The sequence below is a fragment of the Streptomyces sp. NPDC042638 genome (assembly GCF_040647235.1).
Classification (GTDB): domain Bacteria; phylum Actinomycetota; class Actinomycetes; order Streptomycetales; family Streptomycetaceae; genus Streptomyces; species Streptomyces rameus.
Map to the genome: position 1 here is coordinate 1 of NZ_JBEZBT010000105.1, position 11,656 is coordinate 11,656.

The following is an 11,656-nucleotide window of genomic DNA, read 5'->3' on the forward strand; positions in this document are numbered from 1 at the left end:
GGTGAACGCGCTGATGCTGCTGCTGACCTCCTGGGTCTGCGGCAAGCTCGACCTGTGGACCCGCGCCCGGGACGACTGGCGGCCCGGGCGTCCGGGCCGCGCCCGGCGCCCGCCGCGGACGGTCCTCCCGCCGGCGCTCGCGGCTCCCGTTGAAGGTGAAGGCCGCCGGCAGCCGGGGCGGCCGGGCTCCATGGCGAGGTAAGTGCCCACGCCGGTCGTCTGGTCGAACGCGGCAGTGGACAAGGTGGGATCACGCTGGCGTTCACGACCGCAGGCCGGAGCGAGAGGCGATGCAGCAACGGCCGGGGCCGCCACCCCCCACAGGAGAGGCCCCGGCCGTCGCGCGGACGGGCCGCGCACGGCCCGTACCTTCTTCAGCGCCGTGAGTGCGGTTTCTGTCACACCTGGCCACGTGTTGACATCACCCTGTGCACATCCGAACCCGGTCACGAGTTAGTTGCATCTTCTACGGACATGGACGAGCAGCGGTTTAACGCCGTAACGTGCCTTTCGCGCCGACCGAAGACAGGCGTAAAGGGAGTGCGGTGCTGGGGGACGACGCGGAGCTGACCACCGCGGTGTGTGCGGCACAGGGCGGGGACGAGACCGCGTTCCGTACGGTGTATCGCGCGGTGCACCCGCGGCTGCTCGGATACGTACGCACGCTGGTCGGCGACCCGGACGCCGAGGACGTCGCGTCCGAGGCCTGGCTGCAGATCGCCCGGGACCTCGACCGGTTCAGCGGTGACGCCGACCGGTTCCGCGGCTGGGCCGCCCGGATAGCCCGCAACCGCGCCCTGGACCACATACGCATGCGCGGACGCCGCCCCGCGATAGGCGGCGACGAGACGGAGCTGACCGGCAGGGCCGCCGAGTCCGACACGGCGGGCGAGGCCATCGAGGCCCTGACCACCGACCAGACCCTCTCCCTGATCGCCCGGCTCCCGCAGGACCAGGCCGAGGCGGTCGTCCTGCGCGTGGTCGTGGGCCTGGACGCCAAGACCGCCGCCGAGACGCTCGGCAAACGCGCGGGGGCCGTCCGTACCGCCGCGCACCGCGGCCTGAAGCGGCTCGCGGAGCTGATCGGCGCGGATCCGGAATCGGCGGGCGGACTCGACGCACTCCCGCCACAGCGAGAACCGCGCCGCGGCTCGGTGACGTCCGCAACTGTGACGCATACGCGTGCGCGGACGCAGAAGGACATGTGATGGCCGACGAGCAGTACAAGTGGCTGAACCGTGAGACGGCGGAACGTCTACTGCGCGGTGAGTCGCTGGAAGCCGTCGACCCCGCTGCCCGTGACCAGGCCGAACGCCTTTCCCGGGCGCTCGGCGCGCTGTCCGCGCAGGCCGCCCCCGCCGCCGGTGAACTCCCCGGCGAGCAGGCCGCGCTGGCCGCGTTCCGCAAGGCCGCGGAGGCCGCCGCCGCGGAGCGCACCGCCGCCGCCCACGCCCCCGCCGCCGCCCGCACCCCAGCGCCCGGCACCGACGCGGGTCTGGTGCGCATCGGTGCCCCGGTCCGTACCGGAATCCGGCCCCGGCGCCCCGGCTGGGCCCGTCCGGCACGTCTGGCGCTCGCCGCCGCGCTGACCGTGGGCACGCTCGGCGGGGTGGCCGTGGCCGCCGGCAGCGGAGTGCTGCCCCCACCGTTCGGCGACGATCACCCCCGGCCCGGCGTCTCCGTCTCGGCCGATACGACCACCGGACAGCCGCTCGCCTCGCCCTCACCGCAGGTCACACCGGGTGGCGGGACGGGCACGGGCCTGCCCGGCGGACGAGTGGAGGAGCGCCCCGACGCCGGTTCCGGCGAGGCCGCCGGGAAGGACGACGGCACGGCCGGGAGCGCCGCTCCCGGCTCCGGATCCCCCTCCGCGACGTCCGGCACCGCGTGGCCCGGCGTCGCCGCGGCCTGCCGCGCCCTGCGGGACGGCACCGACCTGGACGCCGGCCGCAAGGGCGCCCTGGAGCACCTGGCGGGCGGCCCCGCCCGCGTGGACAGGTACTGCAAGGTCCTGCTGGCCGCGGGCGACACCGTCTCCGGCGGCGCGAACGGCGGTGCCGGCGGGGACACCGGCAAGGGGCACGACCGGGACAAGCGGCCGGGCAAGGGCGGCAAGAACGGCAAGGGCGAGGGAAACGGCAAGGGCGACGACGCCCACGGCCATGACCACGGTCACGGGGGCGGCGGCGGCCGGCACGTCGGCGGCGTCCTGCCCGCCCCCCTTCCCGTCCCCTCCTCCCTCGCTCCGTACCCCGTCCGCCCGGGCGGACCGGGTACGCGGCCGGCCCCGTCGCCGAGCCCGTCGTACACCGCGCTCTGACCAGCGCCTCCGCTGCCCCCTTCGCTGTGCAACGCTGTGACCTGCGCTTTTGTCTGGTGCTCTATCCGGGGGAAAGTTTTTCCCCGTGAGGTGTGACGTTTCTGGAGCCGGTGACGCAGTACTGAGTGAGCCGACTGGTCATCGGCCGTCGCACTGAGCCGGGGTTCCCCCCGTACCCCAAGGCTCGTGCACCTGGCGCGGGCGGACACGTTCCCCCGGTCCCGCCCGCGCCCCGCAACGCTCCGTGGCGTGCCCCGCACACCCCGCCCGGGCAGCCGCGGCTCACCGGTGGACGACGACCTTGTCGCCGACCCGCACCTGGGCGAAGAGCCGGGCCATCGCCGCCTCGTCCCGGACGTTCACGCACCCGTGCGAGCCGCCCGCGTAGCCGCGTGCCGCGAAGTCGTACGAGTAGTGCACCGCCTGGCCGCCACTGAAGAACAACGCGTACGGCATCGGCGCGTTGTACAGGGTCGACACATGGTGCCGTGACTTCCAGTAGACGGTGAAGACACCCTCGCGGGTCGGGGAGTACTGGGTGCCGAAGCGCACGGACATCGTGGCCAGGGTCCGCCCGTCGACCATCCAGCGCAGCGTCCGGCCGGTCTTGCCGATGCACAGCACCCGCCCGGTCAGACAGCGCGGATCCGCTGCCGCGGCCGGCCGGCCGGCCGTCGGATACAGCTCCCACCGGCCCGGCGTACGCGTCATCGCCACCAGCCGCCGCCAGGTCTCGGCGTCCGTCGCGCCGGTCGGCGGCAGCCCGCGCCTTCCCTGGAAGCCCTTGACCGCCTGTTCGGTCGGACCGTCGTACGACCCCGTCGGCCCCGCGGTCAGCCAGGCCACCTGGCGCAGTCGTGCCTGGAGTTCCCGCACGGCCGGCCCGCTGTCCCCGCGCGACCACAGCGCCCGCGGCACCGGCTGCGCGCCGGGTGCCGTCCCGGCGTACCCGGAAGCCCTGCTCCGCGGCAGCCCGATGTGCACCGGCAGGCCGCGCTTGCCGTCGGCGTTCTGCGGCTGCACGGTGCATCCGCAGAGCGCGGCGAGAGCGGTGGCCGCGGCGACGGCCGGGGCGAGCAGGGCGGCGGGTGTCCCCGGGATCCTCATGCCGAGGATGCTTCCCCGCGTGACCGGCGCCGAACTACGGGGCATGGTGTGGGGTACGGGACGTAACTCGGAGGCACCCATGGCACGTGAGTCGGAGTCGGGCCTGCCGATCGAGCCGGTCTACGGGCCGGCCGACCTGACCGGCTGGGACCCGGACCGGAAGCTGGGCGAGCCGGGCGCGTACCCGTTCACCCGCGGGGTGTACCCGACCATGTACACCGGCCGCCCCTGGACCATGCGCCAGTACGCCGGCTTCGGCACGGCGGCCGAGTCCAACGCCCGCTACCGGCAGCTGATCGCCCACGGCACCACCGGCCTGTCCGTCGCCTTCGACCTGCCGACCCAGATGGGCCACGACTCCGACGCCCCCCTGGCCCACGGCGAGGTCGGCAGGGTGGGCGTCGCGATCGACTCGATCGAGGACATGCGCCTGCTGTTCGACGGCATCCCGCTGGACCAGGTCTCCACGTCCATGACGATCAACGCGCCGGCCGCCCTGCTGCTCCTGCTCTACCAACTCGTGGCCGAGGAACAGGGCGTCCCCGCGGACCGGCTGACCGGCACCGTCCAGAACGACGTCCTGAAGGAGTACATCGCGCGGGGCACGTACATCTTCCCGCCCAAGCCCTCGCTGCGCCTGACGGCGGACATCTTCAAGTACTGCGCGGCCGAGATCCCGAAGTGGAACACGATCTCGATCTCCGGATACCACATGGCGGAGGCGGGCGCGTCCCCCGCGCAGGAGATCGCCTTCACCCTGGCCGACGGCATCGAGTACGTCCGTACCGCGGTGGCGGCCGGCATGGACGTGGACGACTTCGCCCCGCGCCTGTCCTTCTTCTTCGTGGCGCGTACGACCCTGCTGGAGGAGGTCGCCAAGTTCCGTGCGGCGCGGCGGATCTGGGCGCGGGTGATGAGGGAGGAGTTCGGCGCCCGCAACCCCAAGTCGCTGATGCTGCGCTTCCACACCCAGACGGCCGGCGTGCAACTGACCGCGCAGCAGCCGGAGGTGAACCTGGTCCGGGTCACCGTCCAGGCCCTGGCGGCGGTCCTCGGCGGCACCCAGTCCCTGCACACCAACTCCTTCGACGAGGCGATGGCGCTGCCGACGGACAAGAGCGCGCGGCTGGCGCTGCGCACCCAGCAGGTCCTCGCCCACGAGACGGACGCACCGGCGACGGTGGACCCCTTCGCCGGTTCCTACGCGGTCGAGCGGATGACGGACGACGTGGAGGAGGCGGCCGTCGGCCTCATGCGCAGGATCGAGGACCTGGGCGGCGCGGTGGCGGCGATCGAGCGGGGCTTCCAGAAGTCCGAGATCGAACGGAACGCCTACCGCATCGCGCGGGAGACCGACTCCGGTGAACGGGTGGTGGTCGGCGTCAACCGCTTCCGGCTGGACGAGGAGGAGCCGTACGCGCCGCTGCGCGTGGACCCGGCGATCGAGGCCCGGCAGGCGGAACGGCTGGCCCGGCTGCGGGCCGAGCGGGACCAGGGGGCGGTGGACTCGGCTCTGGACGCGCTGCGGAAGGCGGCCGAGGGGCAGGACAACGTGCTGTATCCGATGAAGGAGGCCCTGCGGCTGCGGGCGACGGTGGGGGAGGTGTGCGGGGCGCTGCGGGAGGTCTGGGGGAGCCATGTCCCGAACGACACGTTCTGACTGACCGCCGACCGACTGTGCCTGCCGACCGCCTGCCGGACGGGCCCGGCCCGTTGTCGTACTCCCGTGCGACACTCCCTCTCATGTTCGGCGTCATCGATCTCCCCACTTACCTGGCAGGCCTGGTCCTGATCGTCCTGCTGCCCGGTCCCAACTCCCTCTACGTCCTCTCCGTCGCCGCCCGCCGCGGAGTGCGGCCCGGCTACACCGCCGCCGCCGGTGTGTGGTGCGGGGACACCGTGCTGATGACACTGTCCGCGGCCGGGGTCGCCTCCCTGCTGCAGGCCAACGCCCTGCTGTTCGGGATCGTGAAGTACGCCGGCGCCGGATATCTGACCTGGCTGGCGATCGGGATGATGCGGGCGGCGTGGGCGATGTGGCGGACCCGGCGGGAGCCCTCCGTGGAGGACGCCGCGCAGGCTACGGAAGCCGACGAGCGTCCGTTCCGCCGTGCGCTCGTCGTCAGCCTGTTCAACCCCAAGGCGATCCTGTTCTTCGTCGCCTTCTTCGTGCAGTTCGTGGACCCGGGCTACGCCTACCCGGCCCTGTCCTTCGTCGTTCTCGGCGCCTTCGCCCAGCTCGCCAGCTTCCTCTACCTCAGCGCGCTGATCTTCGGCGGCACCCGGCTCGCCGCCGCCTTCCGGCGCCGCAAGCGGCTGTCGGCGACGGCCACCTCGGCGGCCGGCGCGCTGTTCCTCGGCTTCGCGGTGAAGCTGTCGCTGGCCGGTGCCTAGGTGTATTGATCACGAGCGTTGTTGACACTCGCCGGTGCTTGATCATGGCGAAGACCTCCGGTGTGGTGGAGCTGTCTAGGACTGCACCGCACGGAGGTCTTCGTGTCCCACCGTAATGCCCGGCTGACCGTTCACGGCAGGCGGCTGCTGGTCGAGCGTGTCTGCGCCGGCCGCCCCGTCGCTCATGTGGCCGCCGAAATGGGCGTCTCCCGCGCCACGGCTCACAAGTGGGTCCGCCGCTGGCGAGCCGAGGGCGAGGCGGGCCTTGCCGACCGCTCCAGCCGGCCCCGCACAACACCGCATCGAACTCCGGCGGCCGTGGAGACCCGAGTCTGCCGGCTGCGACAAGACCGCAAACTCGGTCCCGCACGACTCGGCCCGATCCTGGGCCTGCCCGCCTCCACCGTGCACCGCATCCTGGTCCGGCACCGCCTGAACCGGCTGGCGTTCATGGACCGGACCACCGGCGAGGTGATCCGCCGCTACGAACGCGACCGGCCCGGCGAACTCGTCCACGTGGACGTCAAGAAGCTCGGCCGGATCCCGACGGCGGCGGCCACAAGGTGCTGGGCCGACAGGCCGGCCGCGCCCGGCGAAGCAGCGTGGGCTTCGACTACGTCCACTCCGCCGTCGACGACCACAGCCGCCTGGCCTACAGCGAGATCCACGACGACGAGAAGGCCGCCACCTGCGCCGGCTTCCTGCGTCGGGCCGCGGCCTTCTTCGCCGCCTGCGGCATCGACCGCATCGAGCGGGTCCTGACCGACAACGCCTGGCCCTACCGCAAGAGCTTTGCCTGGCGGCAGGCCCTGGCCGATCTCGGCGCGACCGGCAAGCTCACCCGCGCTTACCGGCCCCAGACCAACGGCAAGGTCGAACGCTTCAACCGCACCCTGCTCGACGAATGGGCCTACCTACGGCCCTACACCAGCAACGACGAACGCACCGAAGCCCTGACAGACTTCCTGCACACCTACAACCACCACCGCGGCCACACCGCACTCGGAGGCCACCCACCGATCAGCCGTGTGAACAACGCTGCGGGTCAATACACCTAGGGCCTGTCGGACAGACCCTGGGCGTACCGCTCAGCGCAGGCTGACCCGGGCGAGGTACGCGTCCGCACCGGCCGCCGTCTCGCCCGCCCAGCCGACGTAACCGTCCGGGCGGACCAGGAAGACACCGGGCCCGTAGGACTCCGGGGCCGCCGGGAGCGCCCTGACGCCCGGGGTCGGTGCCGCCGCGCCCAGCAGCGTCCAGTGCGGCCCGCGGAACGCGTCGAAGAGCCGTACGCCGTCCACCGTGCCGTCGGGTGCGCGGTCGCCCGCCCGTACCCCGGCCGGGTCGGTGCGCGTCTCGGTGCTCAGGGGCGAGTCCGGGTACCCCAGCCCGAGCTGCACCGTCGCCCTGCCCCGCGTCACCTCGCCGTGGTGGACGCCGGTCGTCAGGCCCAGCATGGCCGCGGCATTGGGGCGCCGCTCCTCCTCGTAGGTGTCCAGCAGGGCCTCAGGGGCCCCGTCGCGCAGCACCGCGCCGAGCTTCCAGCCCAGGTTGTAGGCGTCCTGCACGCTGGTGTTCAGGCCCTGCCCGCCGGCCGGTGAGTGCACGTGCGCCGCGTCCCCGGCGAGGAAGACCCGGCCGGCGCGGAAGCGGTCCGCCAGCGCGGCGCGCGGCCGGAAGTCCGAGGCCCAGCGCAGCTCGGTGACGTCCTCGGCGTCGAGGTGGGTGTAGCCGGCGACCAGCTCGCGGACGCCGGCCAGGGACAGGTCGGGTTCCCTGCCCTCCGGGAGGCGTGCCTGCAGCTGGAAGTCGTCGGTGCCGGCCAGTGGGCACAGTGCGACACCGCTGCCGTCGTCCCTGGGGAACGTGTGCCAGTGGTCCCGGTCGAGCCCGCGCACCCGCACGTCCGCCACCAGGAACGGCGCGGGGTCGACCGTCTCCCCGGCCATGCCGACGCCCAGCGCCCGCCGGACGGCCGACCGGCCGCCGTCGGCCGCCACGACGTGGCGCGCGCGGGCGGTCGTGCCGTCGGCGAACCGCACGGTCACGCCCTCCGCGTCCTGCTCCAGGCCCGCCACCTCGCGCCCGAAGGCGACCCGCCCGCCCAGCCCGGCCAGCCGCGCGTGCAGGATCTCCTGGGTCCGCCACTGCGCGACCATCAGCGGCTCGGTGTACGGCGCACCCTCGTCCGCCGCCACCTTCTCGAACATCGGCAGCTCGCCGGCCCGCTCGCCGTCCTTCCAGATCATCCGCGCGGGGTAGGGGCCACCGGCCTCCCGGATCTCCTGGAGCACACCGAGATCGTCGAAGACCTCCTGGGTGCGGGGCTGGATCCCCTTGCCGCGCGAGCCCGGGAACAGCCCCTCGGCCCGCTCCACCACCAGCGCGTCCACTCCGCGCCGGGCGAGGTCGATGCCGAGGGTGAGACCCGTCGGACCCGCGCCCACGATAAGGACATCCATCGTAATTCCCCTTAACGTCGTTAAGTGCCGTCGCCGACGAGAGTTCCCTTAACGCTGTTAAGCTGTCAAGCGTGGAGACGGAACGACGCGCGCCCCTGGACCGCAAACGGGTCGCGGACACAGCGCTGCGGCTGCTGAACGAGGTCGGCCTCGACGGCCTCACCCTGCGCGCCATCGCGAAGGAACTGGGCGTCAAGGCGCCCGCCCTGTACTGGCACTTCAAGGACAAGCAGGCGCTGCTGGACGAGATGGCGACGGAGCTGAACCGGCGGATGGCCGCCGGCACCGCGCCCGACCCCGCCGACACCTGGCGGGAGCGGCTGCTGCTGGCCAACCGCGGACTGCGGGCCACGCTGCTCGGCTACCGCGACGGCGCCAAGGTCTACAGCGGCTCACGCTTCACGGGCACGGACCACGCCGACGGGCTGGAGGCGACCCTGCGCCTGCTGACGGAGGCCGGCTTCACGCTCACCCAGGCCGTCCAGGCGGCCCGCGCCGCGCACCTGTACACCCTCGGCTTCGTCACCGAGGAGCAAGGGGTCCGGCCGCTCCCGGACGAACGCCGGGAGGGGTACGACGTCGGGGAGCGCGCCCGGCGGATGGCCGGGTACCCGCTGGCCGCCGAGGCCGGGAAGCTGCTCTTCGACGGCTACGACGAGCAGTTCGAGGAGGGGCTGGAGCTGGTGGTCGCGGGCATCGCGGCGCGGTACGGAATCGGCTGAAAGCGGGCGCGGACTCCCTCGGCGGGCGTTCGACCGGTGACGTGCGGGTGTACCCCGGGGGTCGACCTCATGCCGCCACCTCTCGTTCACCCCGTGTTCCGGTGGGGGTCGCTGCCCGGCGTCGAACACTTTCTACGGTCGCAGCGACCTGCCCCTTGAGACGACCTGCCTGAGAGAGCCCGGGTGTACGTGTGACCAACCGCTCCCCGAAACTGTCGGTGATCATCCCTTGCTTCAACATCGAGGCCTATATATCGGAGACGGTCGCCAGTCTTGTCAACAACGCCCGGGACGACTTCGAGTTCCTGCTCATCGAGGACCGGTCGACCAAGGACAAGACGTATGAGGCGTTGCTGGAACTGACCAAACGGCTGCCGAACAGCAGGGTGATCCGGCACGAGCAGAACGGTGGACTGGCCACCGCGCGCAACACCGGCATCGACGCGGCCGAGGGCCGCTACCTCACCTTCCTCGACGGCGACGACTGGCTCGCCCCCGGCTACCTCGCAAACCTGGTGGACCGGATCGAGCGCCTGGACGTCGACTTCGTCCGCACCGACCACGTCCAGGTGACCGGCGTCCAGCGCGCCGTCCACCGGGCGCCGGAAGGACGCCGGCACATCGCGCTCGACCCGCGCGGCTCCATCCTCCCCGTCGGCGAGTCGACCATGGTCGACTACCCGTACGCCTGGGCCGGCGTCTACCACCGGCGCCTGCTCGACCGCGGCCTGCTGCGCTTCCACGACGGTCTGCGCACCGCCGAGGACCGCCCCTGGATCTGGGAGCTGCACCGCAGGGCGGACTCCTACGCCGTCGCCAGCCTGCACGGCGTCTTCTACCGCCGGGGCGTCGCCACCTCGCTCACCCAGATCGGCGACGTACGCCAGCTGGACTTCTTCCGCTCCTTCGACCTCGTCCTCAGCGAACTCGCCGACGACCCCGAGGTCGGCACACTGCGCAAGAAGGCGCTGCGCAACTACTGCGTCGTCATCGCCCACCAGCTCCTGAACCGGGACCGGTTCGAACGGAGCGTCGCCGCCAGGCTGCGGCAGCTGGCCGGTGAGACGCTGGGACGGATGTCGGAGGAAGAACTGAACGAAGCCCTCGTCGGCATGGGCGAGGCACGTGTACACGTGCTGCGGCGCATACGCGGCGGCATGAAGGGAGTCGCCGCATGAGCGGCACGGACTGTACCGGCACCGGCGCGGACACGCCCCGGCGCGATACGACGCAGATATTCTTCTCGGCCACCCAGTACGCGGCGGCCACCGTCACCGCCGCCCTGCGCGCCGGGCTCTTCGGCCCCCGCGCCGAGCACCGCCGCATCCTCGTCGTCAGCAACACCGCCGCCGTGCCCGAGGTCGGCACCCCGCTGGACCGCATGGCCGGATTCGAGCGGCTGCGCCCGGAGTTCGACGAGGTCCGCTCCTGGAACGACTTCATCGCCCCGCACCACCCGGCCGGCTGGTCGCCACGCGGCCAGGACCTGGTGCTGTGGGAGAAGGCCGTACGCCTCGCCTGGAACCTGGGTGACGAGCCGGTCGAGATCGCCTGCGAGTCGATCCAGGCCAACCCCTCCCGCGCGGTGGCGGACATCTTCGCCGACAGCCCGATCCACGTGTACGCGGACGGCCTGATGAGCTACGGCCCCACCCGCAACCGCATCCCGCACAACATGAGCAGCCGCATCGCGCGCGTGCTCCACCTCGACCTGATACCCGGCCTGCGTCCGATGCTCCTGGCCGAGTACGGCGTCGAGCCCGTGGCCGTGCCGAACGAGTCCATCGTCGAGGTCCTCGCCCAGATCGGCGAGGAGGGGGCCGGCATCCTCGCCGACCGCGTCCCCGCCGAGGACCGGCCCACCGCGGTGCTGCTCGGCCAGTACCTGTCGGCCATCAACCTGATCACGCAGGACGAGGAGGAGGAACTCCACGTCCGGATGCTGCGCGCCGCCGCCCGCGCCGGACACCGCGCCGTCCTCTTCAAACCCCACCCCAGCGCCCCGTCCGTCTACAACAAGTCGCTGGAGGCGGAGGCCGCGGCACTCGGGGTGCGGCTGACCGTCCTGAGCGAGCCGGTGCTCGCCGAGACCGTCTTCGCCCACCTGAAGCCGCAACTGGTCGTCGGCTGCTTCTCCACCGCGCTGATGACGGCCGCCGCCTTCTACGGCATCCCGGTCGCGCGGGTCGGCACGGACATGCTCCTGGACCGCATCACGCCGTACGAGAACAGCAACCGCATCCCGCTCACGATCATCGACGCGGCCCTGCCCGACGCGGAACGCGGCGAGACCGGTGTCCCGCTCCCGCTCTCCTCGCTCGGCGGGAGGCTCGGCCCGCTCGTGCGGACCGTCGGCTACTGCATGCAGTCCCGCAAGCACCCCGGCCTGCACGAGGAAGCCGCCGCCTGGCTCGGCGCGCACCTCGCCGAGTACCCGCAGTACTTCAAGAAGCGCCGGCTGAGCGCCCTGCGCCTGCCCGGCGGCAGCCCGGTTCGGGCCGAGGCGCTGCGCCGCCACCCCGCCGTGCGCAAGGCCGTGAAGCAGATCCGCGCGCGCCAGCGGTAGCCGCGCCCGGGAAAGCACCGGCGGCCGGTGAGGAAGCCGGACCCGACGGTGAATCGGGGCGCGGGATCCGGCTGGTCGATGCGAT

At 72.5% G+C, this 11,656-nt stretch carries 9 protein-coding genes and 2 pseudogenes; 9 read left to right on the forward strand and 2 right to left on the reverse strand.

The features are described from left to right. The 3 genes and pseudogenes from AB0B40_RS37235 to AB0B40_RS37245 all read left to right on the forward strand — a co-directional run. Positions 1–202: pseudogene (locus AB0B40_RS37235) on the forward strand (hypothetical protein); the annotation flags it as partial. Between the two features lie 343 nt (positions 203–545). Continuing rightward, a complete protein-coding gene (locus AB0B40_RS37240) occupies positions 546–1,208 on the forward strand; it encodes an RNA polymerase sigma factor (protein ID WP_345053191.1) in 663 nt (220 codons plus the stop codon). Beyond that, the gene (locus AB0B40_RS37245) at positions 1,208–2,320 is read left to right on the forward strand and encodes a hypothetical protein (RefSeq protein ID WP_362268033.1); all 1,113 of its coding nucleotides are present in this window, start codon (positions 1,208–1,210) and stop codon (positions 2,318–2,320) included. The genes AB0B40_RS37240 and AB0B40_RS37245 overlap by 1 nt, the downstream gene beginning before the upstream one ends. Before the next feature lie 282 nt (positions 2,321–2,602). On the opposite strand, the gene AB0B40_RS37250 is transcribed toward AB0B40_RS37245, so the two are convergent. Further along, positions 2,603–3,427: a L,D-transpeptidase family protein gene (locus AB0B40_RS37250; RefSeq protein ID WP_345053195.1), complete on the reverse strand. Its 825-nt coding sequence runs from the start codon at positions 3,425–3,427 to the stop codon at positions 2,603–2,605. Between the two features lie 79 nt (positions 3,428–3,506). On the opposite strand from AB0B40_RS37250, the gene AB0B40_RS37255 reads away from it, so the two are divergent. From AB0B40_RS37255 to AB0B40_RS37265, 3 genes and pseudogenes are all read left to right on the forward strand, one after another. Continuing rightward, positions 3,507–5,087, forward strand: a complete 1,581-nt coding sequence (locus AB0B40_RS37255; RefSeq protein WP_362268035.1) for a methylmalonyl-CoA mutase family protein — start codon at positions 3,507–3,509, stop codon at positions 5,085–5,087. Positions 5,088–5,170: 83 nt separating this feature from the next. Continuing rightward, positions 5,171–5,821 (forward strand): leucine efflux protein LeuE, encoded by a 651-nt coding sequence (leuE, locus tag AB0B40_RS37260; protein WP_345053200.1) that lies wholly within the window; start codon positions 5,171–5,173, stop codon positions 5,819–5,821. Between the two features lie 102 nt (positions 5,822–5,923). After that, positions 5,924–6,879, forward strand: a pseudogene (locus AB0B40_RS37265) (IS481 family transposase). 30 nt (positions 6,880–6,909) lie between these two features. Here AB0B40_RS37265 and AB0B40_RS37270 read toward each other — a convergent pair. Continuing rightward, positions 6,910–8,283 (reverse strand): FAD-dependent monooxygenase, encoded by a 1,374-nt coding sequence (locus AB0B40_RS37270; protein ID WP_362268037.1) that lies wholly within the window; start codon positions 8,281–8,283, stop codon positions 6,910–6,912. A 71-nt stretch (positions 8,284–8,354) separates the two neighbouring features. Between AB0B40_RS37270 and AB0B40_RS37275 the strand changes: the two genes are divergently transcribed. The 3 genes from AB0B40_RS37275 to AB0B40_RS37285 all read left to right on the forward strand — a co-directional run bounded on the left by AB0B40_RS37275 (position 8,355) and on the right by AB0B40_RS37285 (position 11,571). Continuing rightward, positions 8,355–9,005, forward strand: coding sequence for a TetR/AcrR family transcriptional regulator C-terminal domain-containing protein (locus AB0B40_RS37275; RefSeq protein WP_362268039.1), 651 nt, complete (start codon positions 8,355–8,357; stop codon positions 9,003–9,005). 191 nt (positions 9,006–9,196) lie between these two features. After that, on the forward strand, positions 9,197–10,183 hold the full coding sequence (locus AB0B40_RS37280; RefSeq protein ID WP_345048122.1) for a glycosyltransferase family 2 protein: 987 nt from the start codon (positions 9,197–9,199) through the stop codon (positions 10,181–10,183). Next, on the forward strand, positions 10,180–11,571 hold the full coding sequence (locus tag AB0B40_RS37285; protein WP_362268041.1) for a polysialyltransferase family glycosyltransferase: 1,392 nt from the start codon (positions 10,180–10,182) through the stop codon (positions 11,569–11,571). Before AB0B40_RS37280 ends, AB0B40_RS37285 begins: the two co-directional genes overlap by 4 nt. The last annotated feature ends 85 nt before the right edge of the window (positions 11,572–11,656 follow it).

Bases quoted from the DNA above. Each gene is read 5' to 3' on its own strand.
- AB0B40_RS37245 (WP_362268033.1), top strand. From the start codon at position 1,208: ATGGCCGACGAGCAGTACAAGTGGCTGAACCGTGAGACGGCGGAACGT.
- AB0B40_RS37250 (WP_345053195.1), bottom strand. From the start codon at position 3,427: ATGAGGATCCCGGGGACACCCGCCGCCCTGCTCGCCCCGGCCGTCGCC.
- AB0B40_RS37255 (WP_362268035.1), top strand. From the start codon at position 3,507: ATGGCACGTGAGTCGGAGTCGGGCCTGCCGATCGAGCCGGTCTACGGG.
- leuE (WP_345053200.1), top strand. From the start codon at position 5,171: ATGTTCGGCGTCATCGATCTCCCCACTTACCTGGCAGGCCTGGTCCTG.
- AB0B40_RS37270 (WP_362268037.1), bottom strand. From the start codon at position 8,283: ATGGATGTCCTTATCGTGGGCGCGGGTCCGACGGGTCTCACCCTCGGC.
- AB0B40_RS37285 (WP_362268041.1), top strand. From the start codon at position 10,180: ATGAGCGGCACGGACTGTACCGGCACCGGCGCGGACACGCCCCGGCGC.